This window comes from Candidatus Pelagibacter sp. HIMB123 (genome assembly GCF_052048195.1).
Classification (GTDB): domain Bacteria; phylum Pseudomonadota; class Alphaproteobacteria; order Pelagibacterales; family Pelagibacteraceae; genus Pelagibacter.
Genome location: NZ_JBNAIL010000026.1, coordinates 1 through 16,956 on the forward strand (window position 1 = coordinate 1; position 16,956 = coordinate 16,956).

Genomic DNA, 16,956 nt, shown 5'->3' on the forward strand with positions numbered 1-16,956 from the left:
GGTTTACCTACCTTGGTTCGAAAATTGGGGAAGAATATATTGCTGCAAATGCAATTTTGATAAACCTTGTTTTTTTATCTGCGTTTATTTTAGATGCTTACGCATTTTCTACAGAAGGAATAATTGGATTTTCTATAGGAAAAAAAAATAAAACTTTATTCAGTGAGATTGTAAAAAATTCCTTCATCTTAAGTTCACTAACAGGCTTAGGGATTTCAATATTGTATTATTTCATACATAAAAATGTAATCTATATGATGTCAGATATTAATTTGGTAAGATCACTTAGTTTAGATTATTCAATATGGATGATAATGCTCCCTTTTTTTGCTTCATTTTGTTATCAATTTGATGGGATTTTTATTGGAGCTTCTCAAACAAAAGAAATTAGAAATGCAATGTTTTTTTCGGTTTCCATGTATCTAGTAATTTCTTTAATCATGACAAACTATTTTTCAAATAATGGTGTCTGGATATCACTAACTCTCTTTATGATTTTACGTGCTTTATCCTTATATTATTATTTAAATAGAATTTATTTAAAATTTAGTGACAGTTAATCCCATATTTTTTAAGTCTCCAATAATTATAGGGCCAAGGAGTTAAAAAACCTACTATCAGCATTATTGGCACCACCCACCATGTTAAAATTGCACCACCAGTTAAAACAAAGTCAGTTAAATTCATCATAATTTCCATACTAATCATTGAAATTAAACTCATTCCACAAGCAGTTTTGAAGGCGTTAACAAAATTAAAATTTTGTGTCATTAAAATTATTGTTTCTAAAATAATACTTGTAATCAATCCGTTGATGATTGCTAAAATCATTATTCCTAAAACTGGAAAAGGAATTTGAGTTAATTGAAAAAATAATATTGTTCCAAAGTCTCCAATCGCACAACCAAGCACACACCAGGCTGTATTTTTTGCACTTCTTTTCCAGGTATGTCTACAAGACCAATGAAATGTGGAGGTATTCATTATTATTTGATATTAATGATAAATGATTTTTAGACAAGTTTTCGATAATAAATCATCAACTTATACTTATTTAATTGCGTCGGCAAAAGGTCGCGAGGCAGTCATAATTGATCCAGTAATTGAGAATGTTGAAAGCTACATTAAGTTACTTCAAGAATTAGATTTAAAATTAGTTAAAGTAATAGATACCCATATTCATGCTGATCATGTAACTGGTGCAAGTAAACTAAAGCAAGCAACAAATTGTTCTACACTAATGGGGGAACATACCCCTGCTGATGCTGTCGAAATTAAAGTAAAAGATGATGAAATAATAAAAATTGATCAAATAGAAATCAAAGCTATGTATACACCTGGTCATACTTCTGACAGCTATAGTTTCTTAATGGATAACAATTTGTTTTCAGGAGATACTCTTTTAATTAATGGCACTGGTAGGACAGATTTTCAAAATGGTAGTTCAAAAGATGCTTATAATTCTATTTTTAATAGATTGTTAAAATTACCTGAGGATACCATTTTGTATCCTGGTCATGATTATAATGGCAAAGAATCTAGTACAATTGGTAATGAAAAAAAATTTAATCCAAGATTGCAGGTTAAAAATGTTGATGAGTATGTAGAACTTATGTCAAATCTTAATTTAGCAAAACCAGAATTAATAGATATTAATGTAAGTAGAAATATTAAGTTAGGTGCTAATTAAAGACAACAAATATTAAAAACCAATAAGAAACTAATCCAGCTAAAATTGTTGCAATAATATTTTTTGAAAAATAACCAACTATAACAGCGGCTATTGCTGCAAATATTTTAGGGTTATCCATTTCAATGAACTGACCGTAGTCGTTTATAAAAATGCCTGGAAATATTATTGCTGGAAATACTGCAGATGGAACATAAGCCAATACAGCTTTTATTTTATCTCCCAACATGTCTCTACTCACTAAAGCCACCATCGTCATTCTAGTTAAGTAAGTTAATATTCCTGCAACAATAATTGATAACCAGGTCATTTTATTTTTTTAGCCTCAAAATTAAAGCTGCAACAAATAAAGCAAGTATAGGTGAGATAATTATGTAAGATCTAAATGGAGCATCATAGAATAATAATGAACTCAATCCACAAACAATCATTACAATTAAGTGATCAATTTTTTTTAGATCTTGTATTACGATAGCTATAAACGTAAGTGGTATTGCAAATTTCAATCCAAGTTCTTCGGGTACAAATGATCCCAATATAATTCCAGATAATGTAGCAATTTGCCAACACACCCACATTGTGCAACCGGTACCAATTAAGTGATAATGTAAATATTCTTCTGTTTTATTTTTTTTAAAAAATTTATTAGACTCAGCAAATCCCTGATCTACAATTACATAAGAAATAAGTAATTTTTTAATAAAAGATAATTTTTCTAAATACTCTGATAAAACTGCACCATACAAAAGATGTCTTGAATTTATAACACCAACTGATGTGGCAGCCACTAACCCTGAAGCTCCTCCAGATAACAACTGTAAAAAAACTATTTGTGAAGCTCCTCCAAAAATTATGAAGGACATGGCATAAACTAAATAGGGATCAAAACCAAGTTCAACCCCGATTGCTCCACAAATTATTCCAAATGGAATTACTGAAAGCATATGTGGAGAAATATCCAACATCCCTCGAGTAAATAATTGTTTTTTGGTAAGCATTTGCTTGTTTTATTAAAAACAAACTATGTGATCAATATTAATCGGTCTCTTAATTCCAAACTTTTCGTCAGCTTCATGTTGATGTTCGTGATGAGAATGAACAAAAACTGGTATCAATAAATTGCTATTAGTTTTTAGAGTGTAAATAAAGTTTGTCCCTCTAAATTTCCGATCCACTACTTCTAGCTTTAGATTGCTTTTGTCATCATGCTCAAGATCTTCTGGCTGTAATAAAAGTTGTACCTTAGAACCTTTTGGATAATGTTTGGTGAAGTTACCTTTAATTGTTCCTAAATCGTCATTTTCCAATGTGTTTTCGTCAGTAACTTTTGCAGGAATTAAAATGCCTCTATTTAAGAAATTAACAACATCCACAGAATTTGGGAAATGATAAACATTATATGGATCATCAAATTGTTTGAGCTCACCATCTAAAATAATTCCACATTTAGTTCCTAAATAAAAAGCTTCGTAAGAGTCATGTGTAACAATAATTGTTGTAATTTTTAAGTCTTTTAAGATTTGTTTTAATTTAACTTGTATTTCTTCTTTAAAACTCTGATCAATATTTGATAATGGTTCATCCAAAAGTAATAGATCAGGATTTGACATTAAGGATCTTGCTAAAGATGCTCTTTGTGCTTCTCCAGAACTTATTTCATGAGGAAATTTATCTAGAATATTTTCTAGATGAAGAAATTTCACTATATCTTTAAGGTTCAATCCTTTCTTTTTTTTCCTATTTCTTTCAACTCCAAAGTTAATATTTTCTAAAACATTATAATGTGGAAAAAGTGAATTGTCTTGAAATGCCAAAGATATATTTCTATCTTCTGGCTCAACATGATTTTCTTTAGAAGAAATTGTTTTATTTTTTAAAATAATTTTTCCTGAATGTATTTTTTCTAATCCAGCTATTGTTCTTAAAATTGTTGTTTTTCCAATACCAGATGGTCCTAGAAGACATACAATATCACCTTCATTTTCTATATTAAAAGAAACATTATTTACTTTATTTTTTGAACTTGCTGCAAAAGTAACGTTTTCAATTTCTAAAAAATTATTTTTCATATTTATTTGTCTTTAAGAATATATCTTGATGTGATCAAAATGAAAACACTAGCTATAAGTATAAGTATCAAAGATGGTGCTGCGGCAGCTTCTAATAAGTCTTGAGAAGCAAATATATAAGCTTGGGTAGCAAATGTTTCAAAATTAAATGGTCTCATAATTAATGTAATTGGTAGTTCCTTAATTATTTCAATTGATAATAAGATACCAATTAATAAAACAGAATTTTTTAGATATGGGATATGAATATTTATAAATGTTTTTAATTTTGAATATCCTAACAAATAAGCGCTTTCATCTATTGAGTAATTAATTTTAAGATAACCAGATTTAAGACCATTATTCGCTAAAGAATAAAATCTAACAAAATATACAATTACAAGTCCAGCAATTGATCCAATAAAAATTGGTTTAATATCTAAAAAATAAATTATATTTTTATCAAACCATGAAACAAAAGATATAAAAGCTATAGCTAAAATTATTCCTGGAATAGCATAACCAGTAATTGAAAAAGTAGTTAAAATATCTAAAAGTTTATTTTTATTAATTCTATTTCCATAATTGGATATGAAAGATAATGAAATTAAAAGAAAGCTTGATATAAAAACTAAAATTATTGTATTTGATAATAAATCAATAATATTTAAGTCTATAAAATGTTTTGGAAAAATTAATGTCCAATAAAGCATTTGTGTTACAGGAAATAAAAAGCTTAAAAAAAATATTATTGAACAAAATAAAATTACAAAAAATGATTTCCAACCAGTTAATTTTTTTAAAGATTTTGATTTAAAATTACCTCTAGTATGTGAATGATATTGAGCTTTTTTTCTAGAAAAATTTTCTAAGACAAATAAACCTAAAATAAATATTAATAAAAAAAATGATATTCTATTTGCTAACGCTAAATCATCAAAAGCTATCCATGCATCATAAATACCTGTTGTCAGAGTTGAAATTCCAAAAAAAGAAACGGCACCAAAATCTGAAAGAGTTTCCATAGCTACCAAGGATAATCCAGCCACAATTGCTGGTCTGGATGCTGGTAAAATAATATTTAAAAATGTCTTTTTATTTGAAAAACCAAGGTTTTTACCTAGTTCAAGTAAATTCTGTGATTGGTAGTGGAATGATGCTCTTGTCAAAACATAAACATATCCAAATAATGAAAATGAAATTGAAATTATTGCTCCAAACATCCCATCAAATTTTGGAATATAATTATTATAATCACCATCACCAAACAAACTTTTCATAATTGAAAATGCTGTACCATAATTTTCAAAGAATGCTGTTAATGAATAAGCATAAATATAAGCGGGTACAGCAAATGATAAAATTAAAGCTCCTTTAAAAAATGATGAGCCTGGAAATTTATAAAATGAAACTAAATAAGCGCATCCTACCCCAATAATAAAGGTAGCTGATAAAACACCTATAAGAAGAGTTACCGAATTAAAAATATATTCAAATAAAAAAGTATTTTTAATTATTAATAAATATTCTCCTGTAGGTTCGAAAAAACTACTAAATACAGTTACTATCGGTATAGCAACTACAATTGATATAAGCAAAGAGCTTAAAAACCATATATTTAATTTATTGCCCATTTTAACGAAGCACTAATGATATAAAGTAGGGTAATTAACTTTATACCAAAAGTGCTTAGTGTTAACCTCTTTTATTTCCAACCAGCTAGCAACATTACTTCTAATGCATCAGCTTGGTTTTTTTTATAGTCTCCAACTTTTGTTTTTAAATCCTGTTTAAAATCTTTCCTCATTTTTTTTACCAAATCATGTGGTTCAACATCTTCAATCATTGGATATTCAAATGTGTTGTTGACTATATGTTGTTGTGCTTCTTTTGTTAAAAGAAACTCTAATAATTTTTTTGCATTTTCTGGATTAGGAGAATTTTTTAAAATGCCCCCTCCACTTATATTCATATGAGTTCCTCTATCATTTTGATTTGGAAAGAAAGGCATTACTTTTAAAGCAGCTTCTTTTTGCTCTTTGCCTTTTTGACCTGATAACATCAATGCATAATAATAAGTATTGGCCACTGCTAAGTCAGCTTCACCTGCGGCTACTGCTAAAATTTGAGCTCTATCATTTCCTTTAGGACTTCTTGCAAAATTCGAAACTAATTTTTTTGCCCATTTTAATGTTTCTTCTTTTCCATTATTTTTTATCAATGAAGCAACAAGAGATTGATTATAAATATTATTTGACTTTCTAATAACAATCTTTCCTTTCCACTTTGAATTGGCTAAATCTTCATATGTCATTCCGCTTAGATCACTTAAGCTTACTCTATCTGGTGAATAATAAATAATTCTTGCTCTCTTTGCGATACCTGTCCAATTATCAGATCTAAAATTTGAGGGGACTGTAGCTTTAATAATTGGTGTCATTGAGTTTTGAAACATTCCTTTTGCATCAAAAGCTCCTAATCTTCCAGCATCAGCAGTGATATATAAATCTGCCTTTGAGTCTTGTCCTTCCTCACTTATTCTTTTTTGTAAAGCTTTGTCTTTTCCTGATACTACGTTTACTTTAATTTCTGTCTTTGCAGTAAATTTTTGATACAACTGAATATCAGAGTCATAATGTCTTGCGCTAAAAACGTTTACTTCATTTGCAAAACTAAACTTGGCAAAGAAAACCAAAAATATTCCTATTAAACTTATTTTTTTCATTATTGTCCTATTCTTTACCCTAATTAATTTGCGAATGAGAATTATTCTCAATGCGAATGATTATCAATCGCATAGATTGTCGCAGAAAGCAAGGTCCGTTTAATATTATTTATGGAGGAGATTTCTATTTCCAGTCGCCAATTTTACTGAATAAGAAGTTTCTAAAAGCTTGGACTCTAGCCGTGTTTTTTAATGATTGAGGATACACAAAGTGAGCTTCTGTTATTGGTCCTTCTACTTTTGGAAGAACTTTAATTACATTATTAGAATTAGATACCAAGTATTCTGGAAGTGCAGCTAATCCTACTCCAGACTCGACTGCTAACAACAATCCCATAACGCTATTCACTTTCATAATTGATTTTCTTTTCTTTCCATCATGCATTCCAATTTTTAAAGCCCAATCTGGATTATAAACTGGAGAAGGTGCACCTTTTCCAAAAGAAATAAATTTATGTTTATTTAAATCACCTATTGTTTTTGGCATTCCATTTTTTTCTAAGTACTTATTTGATCCATAAATATAGTACTTAATATCAACTAATTTTTTCTGAATATAATTAAGCTGTTTTGGTCTTCTCATGAAAATTCCAATATCAGCTTGTCGAGTACTTAAATCTAATTCTTTATCATCAAAAACTAGCTCAATTTCAATCTCTGGATTAAGCCGCATAAATTCTTGAATTCTTGGTGTTAACCAGTGAGTTCCAAAACTTCTAACAGTAGTAATTGTTAATTTACCTGTTGGCTTACTTTTTTGGTCTCCTAATGAGGTTTCAACTTCTTTTAGTTTACTTATTACTTCATGGGCTGTTTTAAAGACGTATTCACCATTTTCTGTAAGTGTTAATCCTCTTGCGTGTCTTTCAAACAATTGTACTTTTAAATCTTGTTCTAATGATTGAATTTGTCTGCTAATTGCTGATTGACTAAGATTTAAGTTAACAGTAGCGTTTGTAAAACTCCCAGCTTCTGCTACAGCATGAAAAATTTTTAATTTATCCCAATCCATTATTTATTTAAATCAACTAATACTCTTCCAGCAATTTCACCTTTTAAAATTTTTGGATAAGTTTCAACTAATTCCTCTAAGCTAACAGTTAAAACTGATTTTTCAATTAAATCAAAATCAATTAATTTAGATGCTTCTCCCCAAATAAATTCTCTTCTCTTTATAGTGCAATTAGCAGAGTCCATTCCCCAAACTTTAATACCTCTTAACATAAATGGAAGTAAATTTGTGTTAAGCTCATTACTATTTGCATTTCCACAAACTGCTATAATTCCATTTGATTTTGTTTGAGCTATTGCGTTTGCTAAAATTTTTCCACCTACAGTGTCAACTACTCCATCCCATAAACCTTTATCTATTGGTCTTGGATCTTTATCAAATTGTGCCCTATTTATAATGTTTTTAGCACCTAATGATTTTAAATAATCTGACTTAGAATCTTTTCCTGTTACTGCAGTAACGTTGTAACCTAATTTAGTTAAAGCCATAACTGCTAAACTACCAACTCCACCTGTAGCGCCAGTTACCAAAACATCAGTAACTTTTTCTCCTAATAAAATACTTTCTCTTGCTTGAATAGCAAAAGCACTCATTAAAGATGTTAAACCTGCTGTTCCTAAGATCATTGCTTGTTTGCTGGTTAAACTATCTGGTTTTTTTACTAAAAAATCTCCACTTACTTTTGCAATTTGTGAAAACCCTCCAAAAAAAACTTCTCCCACTCTAAAACCAGTAAGAATTACTTCATCACCTTCTTTAAATTTAGGATTATCACTTCCAATAACCTTTCCTGAAAAATCTATTCCTGGTATATGAGGATATTCTTTAACTAATCTTCCTCCATTCTTTAGAATCATTCCATCTTTAAAGTTTAAATCTGAATAATCTACTTTTACAGTTACATCACCATGTTTTAAGAAACTTTTATCTAAAGATTTTACTTCACGCGAAAAGTTTTCGCCTTCTTGGTTAAGGACTATTGCTTTGAATTGATCGGACACCTTAGTCTTTTAACTTAGTGCTGATAAATCGTAAATATCTATTTTGATAACTTAAATCTTCTTTGAATTGGCCTAGGTAGTAATTTGTAACTGTGGTTGCTTGTTCTTTTTTAATACCTCTCATTGTCATACACTGATGAGTTGAATCAATAGTTACCGCAACTCCTTTGGCATCTAATGATTCCATTAAAGTGTTTGCTATCTGCATTGTAAGTCTCTCTTGTGTTTGTAATCTTTTTGAGAAAACTTCAACTACTCTTGCTAACTTACTTAATCCTACAACTCTTTCTTTTGGAATGTAAGCTACGTGCGCTTTTCCAATAATTGGAGCCATATGATGTTCACAATGACTTTGTACTGAAATATTCTTTTGAACAACCATGTCATCATAACCTTCAACATCACCAAAAGTTTTGTCTAAGATTTTATTTGGATCTTCTTTGTAACCTTTGAAATATTCTTTAAAAGCTTTTACCACTCTCTTAGGAGTTTCTAATAAACCTTCTCTACTTGGATCTTCACCCATCCAAGAAAGGATAGTTCTAAAAGCGTCTTCAGCTTCTTTGTCTGAAACCTGCTTTGTATCTAAACTTTTGTCATCTGTGTCTTTTACTAATTTCATAGCGCTTTTTTATACAGTAATTACCTCAATTTAAAAATATTTAATATATTCATATATGTGCTACATAATCACCGCATATGTTCAAAAAAAGAGAAAATATCTACGATATTGAAGAGGGAAATCTTCTTTCACCCAAATTTGATAATGATGGGTTGATTCCAGTTATTACTATGTGCTCAAAAACTAAAGATATTTTAATGCATGGATATATGAATGTAGAAGCTCTTAAAAAAACAATTGAAACTAAAGAGGCTCACTATTTTAGTAGATCGAGAAAAGCTATCTGGCACAAAGGTAAAACAAGTGGTTTTACACAAAAGGTTTCTGAAATAAGAATTGATGATGATCAAGACTCAATATGGTTAACAGTTGATATCGGTGATGGAGCTAGTTGTCATGTTGGTTATAGATCATGTTTTTATAGATCTATTCCTATGGGACCAATAGAAAACGGAAGAAAAATTGAAATGGAATTTCTTGAAAAGGAAAAAAAATTTGATCCCGAAGAAGTTTATAAAGGTCAACCAAATCCAACAAAAATTTAGACAAAAATTAATTCTCTATTGCTGATTAAAATGTATATTAATTATTGAAATGAAAATTCAAATATTAAGACCTTTTGGACCGTCAATATCAAAAATAGAAATTCCTAAAGAAATAATTAGCACTCTTAATAACTATATTGATCAAATTATAATTGATAAAAATAAATCTAGTGAATTAGATCATGGGGCAAATTTAGCTGGGAATGTTAAACAGGAATTTAGAATTGAGGAAGATCTTCTTAGATCATCAGGATTTCACGACCTTTTATTTAAAGGTGTAAAAAAATGGATTGAGATCAGTGAAAACAAAAACGTCACTAAATTTAATATTTTATCTAGCTGGGTAGTTAGGCAATTTGAAAATGAATACAATCCAATTCATTTTCATAATGGTCATGTCTCAGGTGTTGGTTACTTAAAATTGCCTGAAAATTTTGGTGAAACTGTTCAGTCTAATAAAAAAAGCAATTTAAATGGTCATCTTTCATTAATACATGGCAATCGTATGTTTAACTCATCATCAATGTTTAATGTAAAACCAAAAGAAGGTGATTTTTATTTTTTTCCAAACTATATGATGCATACAGTTTTTCCTTTTTATGGCCCGGGAGAAAGAAGATCAATTTCTTTCAATGCAAATATTGATCAAGAAATTTATAATGTTTACGGATAATTAGTATGCAAGAAAATAAACAAAAAAATGTTCTTGGAGAAGATTTGGAAGAGTGTTCAAATAATCCTTTAACAGGTTGGTTTCGTGATGGTTGTTGCAATACTGATGAAAATGATCATGGTGTTCATACAGTTTGTGCAAAAGTAACAACTGAGTTTTTGGAATGGTTAAAAGAAGCAGGAAATGATTTGATTACTCCACATCCAGAATTTGGATTTCCAGGATTAAAAGATGGGGATGGTTGGTGTGTGTGTGCTAGTTGGTACGCTAAGGCTGTTGAAGCAGGTAAAGGGTGTCCAATATTTCTAAAAAGAACTCATAAAAATACTCTAAAACATCTTCCTATTGAAACGTTAAAAAAGTTTGCAATAGATTTATCTTAATTACATATTTCCATATCTTGGACCACCACTACCTTCTGGTGTAACCCAAGTAATATTTTGAGAGGGTTCTTTAATATCACATGTTTTACAATGAATACAATTTTGAGAATTAATTACAAATTTATTTACATCATTTTCTTTTTGAACCTCATATACTCCAGCAGGACAATATCTTTGAGCAGGTTCATCAAATTTTTCTAACGTATAATTGATTGGTAAATCAGGGTCTTTAAGCTTCAAATGAACAGGCTGATTATCTGCGTGATTAGTTCCTGTGAGATATACTGAGCTAGTTTTGTCAAAAGTTATAATATTATCATATTTTGGATAATCTATTTTTGGCATTTGATTTGCAGGCTTTAAGGTTTCATGATCAGCATGTTTGTGTTTTAGAGTAAAAGGAAGTTTGCCTCTAAATAAAATTTGATCAATACCTGTAAATATAATTCCTAATATTAGCCCCCAACTAAAACTAGGTTTTACATTTCGGGCTTCATAAAGCTCTTTATGTAACCAGCTATTTTTAAATTTATTTTCATAAATAGATAAATCTTTGTTTTCTTTTAAATGTTCATTAATAGTTTCAGCTGCAATTATTCCACTTTTCATTGCTGTATGAGAGCCTTTAATTTTTGGCATATTTAAAGTTCCAGCATCACAACCAACTAGTAAAGCTCCAGGCATATACATTTTTGGTAAGCTTTGAAACCCACCTTCAATTAAAGCTCTTGCACCATAAGAAATTCTTTTTCCTCCTTCTATTATTTTTTTTATTGCTGGATGAGTTTTAAATTTCTGAAATTCATCATAAGGAGAGAGGTGAGGATTTTTGTAATCTAAACCTATTACGTAACCAAGAAAAACTTGTTTATTTTCTGCGTGATACATAAAACTACCACCATATGTATTGTTATCTAATGGCCATCCAGCTGTATGCATAACTAAGCCTTCTTCATGATTTATATCCTCTATTTCCCAAATTTCTTTAAAACCAATTCCGTATTGTTGAGGATCTTTACCTTTATTTAATTCAAATTTTTCAATCAATTGTTTTCCTAAATGACCTCTGCACCCTTCTGCAAAAACAGTTACTTTACCTAAAAGCTCAATACCTGGTTCAAAACTGTCTTTTTTATTACCATCTTTATCTATACCCATATCTTGAGTTGCAACACCTTTAACAGATCCATCTTCGTTGTATAAAATTTCACTTGCTGGAAATCCTGGAAAGATTTCTACACCTAAATTCTCAGCTTGTTCAGCAAGCCATCTACATAGATTTGCTAAACTGATAATATAATTTTTATGATTTTGTTGTACTGCAGGTAGTAGCCAAGTTGGCCAACTTAAAGATTTGGTTTTTCCTAAAAATAAAAATTTTTCTTTAGTTACTTTTGTTTTTATTGGAGAATTTAAGTCTCTCCAATTTGGTAATAATTCATCTAGTGCTCTAGTTTCAAATACATTTCCACTTAAAATGTGAGCTCCAATTTCTGATGCTTTTTCTAATAAACAAACATTTAAATTTGGATCTAATTGTTTTAACTTTATTGCGGTTGATAATCCCGATGGTCCTCCACCAATGATTACAACATCATATTCCATTGATTCTCTAGACATACTCTAGTTTTTAACTGTAAGGATTATTTTTGTATAGTGTTTAATTTATTCAGCTCCTCCATAAGCTGAGGTAGTGCCTCAAATAAATCAGCTTCAAGTCCATAATCTGCAACACTAAAGATTGGCGCTTCACCATCTTTATTAATTGCAACTATAACTTTACTTTCTTTCATTCCTGCTAAATGCTGAATAGCACCTGAAATTCCAACAGCGATATATAGATCTGGTACTACCACTTTTCCTGTTTGACCTACTTGATGATCATTACTTATGTAACCAGCGTCTACTGCCGCTCTTGATGCTCCAATTGCTGCGCCTAGTTTGTCAGCAATTTCTGTAATCAATTTAAAATTGTCCCCACTTTGCATTCCTCTGCCACCTGATACAACAATTCTTGCTGTTCCAAGTTCAGGTCGATCAGATTTAATTTCTTCTCTTTTGATAAATTTAGTATTTGAAAACTCTTCACTAGCATCTACTTTTTCAATTGGAGCTGATCCACCTGTACTCTCACAAGGATCGAAAGAAGTAGGTCTGATAGTTACACACTTTTTAGCATCATTACTCTTAATTGTTGCAAAAGCATTGCCTGCATAAATTGGTCTTAAAAAAGTATCTGCTGATATTACTTTAATAATGTCACTTACTTGCGATGTATCAAGATGAGCAGCAATTCGTGGCATCAAATTTTTACCAAATGTATTCGCTGAACAAATAATGTGAGAATAATTTTCTGCAAGTTTAACAACCACTGGAGCAAAATTTTCTGCCGTGAAGTTTTCATAGTGAGCTCCCTCTACACTCAATACTTTTTTAACCACCGGAAGTTCAGATAATTGTTTTGCAGCATCTGCAGAGTTTTGACCAATAATTACGGCATGAACATCTGTATCAATTTGAGATGCTGCTGTAGCTGCATTAAGAGTAAATGGTCTTAACTCTTTATTATTGTGCTCTGCTATAAGTAAAACTGCCATTAAATTACCTTCGCCTCATTCTTTAATTTTTGAACTAATTCAGCAACATTTGCAACTTTTATACCTGCTTTTCTTTTTGGAGGTTCCTCTACTTTTAATTGCTCTAATCTTGGTGATACATCTACACCTAAATCAGAAGCTACAATTTCTTCTATAGGTTTTTTCTTAGCTTTCATTATATTTGGTAGTGATGCATATCTTGGTTCATTCAGTCTAAGATCGCAAGTTACAATAGCTGGAACATTTATTTCAATTGTTTCGAGACCTTCGTCTATTTCTCTGGTTACTTCTAATTTATTATCTTTTAAATCAATCTTTGAAGCAAATGTTGCTTGTGGCCAATTTAATAAAGCACTTAACATTTGGCCTGTTTGATTGCAATCATCGTCTATTGCTTGTTTACCCATAAATACTAAATCTGGTTTTTCTTTATCAACTATTTTTTGTAAAATTTTTGAAACAGCGAGTGGTTCTAAAATTCCATCGACTTTCACATGAATACCTCTGTCCGCACCAACCGCTAAAGCTTTCCTAACTGTTTCTTGAGCTTTTTCTTCCCCCACGGTTACAGCAACTACTTCTGTAGCTTTACCTGCTTCTTTAATTTTTACAGCTTCCTCTATCGCATTGTCATCAGGAGGATTGGTTGACATTTTAACATTGTCAGTAACTACACCAGTTCCATCTTCTTTAACTCTTATTTGAACGTTGTAATCAATAACCCTTTTTACAGCTACTAAAATTTTCATTAAGCTCTCAATAAATTATTTTCTGAATCGTAAGGACTCTCATCTAAGACTGTAGCGTCATACATTTCACCCAATATATCAACTTGTAATTTGTCGCCCACATTTGAACAATCTGGCTTAACCATTGCAAGGGCTATTGATTTATCTAATCTAAATCCAAATTCACCTCCAGTTGCTCTTCCAACAACTTTTCCATCTTTAAAAATAGGATTATTCCCTAATACATCAGCATCATAAGTATTATGAACCTCTAAAGTAACTAATTTATTATCAAAACCTTTTTCTCTCCATTTATTAAGGGCTTCTAAACCAATAAAGTTACCTTTGTTTGGGTGAATAAATCTATCCAGACCAGACTCATATGGTGAATATTCAATTGATAATTCTGTGCCAACTAATTTGTAAGATTTTTCAACTCTTAGACTATTCATTGCTCTAATTCCAAAAGGCTTAATTCCTAAATCTTTACCCGCTTCCATTAATTTATCAAAAATATGGTTTTGATATTCAATTGGATGATGTAGTTCCCAGCCAAGCTCACCCACAAAGTTTACTCGCATTGCATTTACTGGAGCGTATCCAACATTTACATTTTTTGCAGTTAACCATTTGAAATTTTCATTTGAAAAATCATCTGTTGAAACCTTTTGCATTAATTGTCTTGCTTTTGGACCAGCAACAACCAAAACTCCTGTACTGTTAGTTAAATCTTCAAAAATAACAGATCCATCATCTGGCATCCATTTTTGGATCCAATCATGGTCCAATCTTAAATTTGCTCCAGCAGAAACTAGATAATAACTATTTTCTGCTTCTTTCATTATGGTAAATTCTGAATGCACTCCACCTTTAGTGTTCAAAGCATGACATAAATTTATTCTTCCAATTTTTTTTGGAAGTTTATTTGCAACTAAATAATCTAAAAATTCCTCTGCTTTGGGTCCCCTAATTCTACATTTTGCAAACGCAGTCATATCTAAAAGACCCACATTTTCTTTTACATTTTGACATTCTTTTTTAATTGCATCAAACCATTTTGATCTTCTAAATGACCAATCATCTTTTTGCTCCATTCCATCAGTTGCAAAAAAATTAGGTCTTTCCCAACCAAATTTCTGACCAAAAACTGCTCCTAAATTTTTCATTCTTTCATAACAAGGGGCTGTTCTTAATGGTCTCGCTGCTGGTCTTTCTTCATCCGGATAGTGAACAATAAATACATGGCTATACGCTTCTTCATTTTTTGCTTTCAAGTAAGATTTAGTTGCATAGTTTCCATAACGTCTTGGTTCAACTCCTAGCATATCTATTGTAGGTTCACCATCAACGATCCACTCTGCTAATTGCCAGCCTGCACCACCTGCTGCTGTAATTCCAAAACTATGTCCTTCATTTATCCAAAAATTTTTAAGTCCCCAAGCAGGACCAACAATTGGATTTCCATCAGGAGTATAACAAATTGCTCCGTTATAAACTTTCTTTACTCCAACTTCACCGAACGCAGGAACTCTATGAATTGCTCCTTCTATATGTGGAGCTAACCTATCTAAGTCTTCTTGAAATAATTCATACTCAGAATCTTTTGATGGTCCTTCTACATAACAAGCTGGTGCACCATCTTCATAAGGACCCAAAATTAATCCTCCAGCTTCTTCTCTCATATACCATCTGCTATCACTGTCTCTTAAGACTCCCATTTCTGGTAATCCATCTTTTTTTCTTTGTTGGATTGCAGGGTGAGGTTCTGTAACAATGTATTGATGTTCAACAGGTATTACTGGAATATCTAATCCAACCATTTCACCTGTTTGTCGTGCAAAATTTCCTGAGCAAGAAATAACATGTTCACATTCTATTGTTCCCTTATCTGTTTCTACAACCCATCCATCTTTAGTTTGTCTCATCGATAAAACAGTTGTGTTTCTATAAATTTCAGCTCCTCTATTTCTTGCACCTGTTGCAAGAGCTTGTGTTAAATCTGCTGGTTGAATATATCCATCTTCTGGGTGTTGTATTGCACCAACTAGATCGTCTGTATGACACAAAGGCCAAATTTCTTTAACTTGTTGTGGTGTTAAAAATTTTACGTCTACTCCAATAGTTCGAGCAACCCCTGCATATTGATGGTACTCATCCATTCTATCTTTTGTACTTGCTAAACGAATATTTGAAACAACACTAAAGCCAACATTTTTTCCAGTTTCTTCTTCAAGTGTTTTATAAAGATTAACTGCATACTTATGAAGTTGTCCTACTGAATAACTCATGTTGAACAAAGGCAATAATCCTGCAGCATGCCAAGTAGATCCTGAAGTTAATTCTTTTCTTTCAATAAGAACAACATCTGACCAACCTTTTTTTGCTAAATGATAAAGAGCACTAACTCCTACAACACCGCCGCCAACTACTACAACTTTAGTTTTTGTTTTCATTCTGCGATTCCTACTAAATTTTTAATTGTTACGAAACAAAAATGTATCTGTGGATAATCAAATTGAGCTTCCAAGAGGGATCGGGCTAGATACCATTGTAGTTAGCCAGCAATCTTTTAAACTTCCCTCTAGTGTGTACTTTTCAACTTGCCAATTAAATTTATGATAAATCTTATCTTTATCAAGAATGATTACTTCAAATTGAGCCCATTTGTCACTACTTCCAAGTTCGGTGATTGTGTGACTTAAGTGATTAATCATCATTCCATAAGAGGCACTTTTTATCATCATCTTAAAGTTGCTCAATGGGCCTGTTACTCTTTTATTATTTGGATGAGCAAATTTCCAAGTTTGTTCAATACCACTATCTTTATATTCAAGATCATTTTGTTGAAGCCCACTCAATTGAATTTTTACAACTTCTTTAGGGCTTATATTGCTGTTAGGATTTAATAATTCGGCTTGCGAAAATGAAATGA

The 16,956-nt window shown here is 31.0% G+C and carries 19 protein-coding genes; 5 read left to right on the forward strand and 14 right to left on the reverse strand.

Annotated elements, in window-relative coordinates:
- Positions 1-560: MATE family efflux transporter (locus ACTTBL_RS05995; protein WP_440644028.1), on the forward strand; the 560-nt coding region annotated here is incomplete at its 5' end.
- Here the strand turns inward: ACTTBL_RS05995 and ACTTBL_RS06000 are convergent.
- On the reverse strand, positions 547-984 hold the full coding sequence (locus ACTTBL_RS06000) for a DUF4396 domain-containing protein (RefSeq protein WP_440644029.1): 438 nt from the start codon (positions 982-984) through the stop codon (positions 547-549). The genes ACTTBL_RS05995 and ACTTBL_RS06000 overlap by 14 nt on opposite strands.
- Before the next feature lie 22 nt (positions 985-1,006).
- On the opposite strand from ACTTBL_RS06000, the gene ACTTBL_RS06005 reads away from it, so the two are divergent.
- Positions 1,007-1,690, forward strand: coding sequence for an MBL fold metallo-hydrolase (locus ACTTBL_RS06005; protein WP_440644030.1), 684 nt, complete (start codon positions 1,007-1,009; stop codon positions 1,688-1,690).
- Here ACTTBL_RS06005 and ACTTBL_RS06010 read toward each other — a convergent pair.
- From ACTTBL_RS06010 to folE, 8 genes are all read right to left on the reverse strand, one after another.
- Entirely contained in the window at positions 1,683-2,000 is a 318-nt protein-coding gene (locus ACTTBL_RS06010; protein WP_440644031.1) for an AzlD domain-containing protein, read from the reverse strand. The two genes, ACTTBL_RS06005 and ACTTBL_RS06010, sit on opposite strands and share 8 nt — an antisense overlap.
- 1 nt (position 2,001) lies before the next feature.
- Positions 2,002-2,688 carry an AzlC family ABC transporter permease gene (locus tag ACTTBL_RS06015; RefSeq protein WP_440644032.1) on the reverse strand — a complete coding sequence of 229 codons (687 nt, stop codon included), beginning with the start codon at positions 2,686-2,688 and terminating at the stop codon, positions 2,002-2,004.
- 12 nt (positions 2,689-2,700) lie between these two features.
- Complete coding sequence (locus tag ACTTBL_RS06020; protein WP_440644033.1) at positions 2,701-3,759, reverse strand: ABC transporter ATP-binding protein; 1,059 nt, start codon at positions 3,757-3,759, stop codon at positions 2,701-2,703.
- 2 nt (positions 3,760-3,761) lie between these two features.
- Positions 3,762-5,372 carry an ABC transporter permease gene (locus ACTTBL_RS06025; RefSeq protein WP_440644034.1) on the reverse strand — a complete coding sequence of 537 codons (1,611 nt, stop codon included), beginning with the start codon at positions 5,370-5,372 and terminating at the stop codon, positions 3,762-3,764.
- A gap of 71 nt (positions 5,373-5,443) precedes the next feature.
- A complete protein-coding gene (locus tag ACTTBL_RS06030) occupies positions 5,444-6,463 on the reverse strand; it encodes an extracellular solute-binding protein (protein ID WP_440644035.1) in 1,020 nt (339 codons plus the stop codon).
- Between the two features lie 124 nt (positions 6,464-6,587).
- Positions 6,588-7,475, reverse strand: a complete 888-nt coding sequence (locus tag ACTTBL_RS06035; protein WP_023854113.1) for a LysR family transcriptional regulator — start codon at positions 7,473-7,475, stop codon at positions 6,588-6,590.
- On the reverse strand, positions 7,475-8,476 hold the full coding sequence (locus ACTTBL_RS06040; protein WP_440644036.1) for an MDR family oxidoreductase: 1,002 nt from the start codon (positions 8,474-8,476) through the stop codon (positions 7,475-7,477). Before ACTTBL_RS06040 ends, ACTTBL_RS06035 begins: the two co-directional genes overlap by 1 nt.
- A 1-nt stretch (position 8,477) precedes the next feature.
- A complete protein-coding gene (gene folE / locus ACTTBL_RS06045; protein WP_075484379.1) occupies positions 8,478-9,098 on the reverse strand; it encodes a GTP cyclohydrolase I FolE in 621 nt (206 codons plus the stop codon).
- A gap of 77 nt (positions 9,099-9,175) precedes the next feature.
- Between folE and hisI the strand changes: the two genes are divergently transcribed.
- From hisI to ACTTBL_RS06060, 3 genes are read left to right on the forward strand one after another with little or no spacing between them, the layout of a single operon-like run.
- Positions 9,176-9,643 carry a phosphoribosyl-AMP cyclohydrolase gene (gene hisI / locus ACTTBL_RS06050; protein WP_440644037.1) on the forward strand — a complete coding sequence of 156 codons (468 nt, stop codon included), beginning with the start codon at positions 9,176-9,178 and terminating at the stop codon, positions 9,641-9,643.
- A 49-nt stretch (positions 9,644-9,692) separates the two neighbouring features.
- Complete coding sequence (locus ACTTBL_RS06055; protein ID WP_440644038.1) at positions 9,693-10,316, forward strand: putative 2OG-Fe(II) oxygenase; 624 nt, start codon at positions 9,693-9,695, stop codon at positions 10,314-10,316.
- A 5-nt stretch (positions 10,317-10,321) separates the two neighbouring features.
- A complete protein-coding gene (locus tag ACTTBL_RS06060; protein ID WP_440644039.1) occupies positions 10,322-10,699 on the forward strand; it encodes a DUF2237 family protein in 378 nt (125 codons plus the stop codon).
- Here ACTTBL_RS06060 and ACTTBL_RS06065 read toward each other — a convergent pair whose 3' ends face one another.
- Genes ACTTBL_RS06065 through ACTTBL_RS06085 form a run of 5 tightly spaced genes read right to left on the reverse strand, consistent with a single transcriptional unit; the run spans position 10,700 to position 16,954 of the window.
- Positions 10,700-12,319, reverse strand: coding sequence for an electron transfer flavoprotein-ubiquinone oxidoreductase (locus tag ACTTBL_RS06065; RefSeq protein ID WP_440644040.1), 1,620 nt, complete (start codon positions 12,317-12,319; stop codon positions 10,700-10,702).
- A 23-nt stretch (positions 12,320-12,342) separates the two neighbouring features.
- Complete coding sequence (locus ACTTBL_RS06070) at positions 12,343-13,296, reverse strand: electron transfer flavoprotein subunit alpha/FixB family protein (protein WP_440644041.1); 954 nt, start codon at positions 13,294-13,296, stop codon at positions 12,343-12,345.
- On the reverse strand, positions 13,296-14,045 hold the full coding sequence (locus tag ACTTBL_RS06075) for an electron transfer flavoprotein subunit beta/FixA family protein (protein ID WP_440644042.1): 750 nt from the start codon (positions 14,043-14,045) through the stop codon (positions 13,296-13,298). The genes ACTTBL_RS06070 and ACTTBL_RS06075 overlap by 1 nt, the downstream gene beginning before the upstream one ends.
- A complete protein-coding gene (locus ACTTBL_RS06080) occupies positions 14,045-16,477 on the reverse strand; it encodes a GcvT family protein (protein WP_440644043.1) in 2,433 nt (810 codons plus the stop codon). The genes ACTTBL_RS06075 and ACTTBL_RS06080 overlap by 1 nt, the downstream gene beginning before the upstream one ends.
- Before the next feature lie 57 nt (positions 16,478-16,534).
- On the reverse strand, positions 16,535-16,954 hold the full coding sequence (locus tag ACTTBL_RS06085; RefSeq protein ID WP_440644044.1) for a hypothetical protein: 420 nt from the start codon (positions 16,952-16,954) through the stop codon (positions 16,535-16,537).
- Positions 16,955-16,956: the final 2 nt, after the last annotated feature.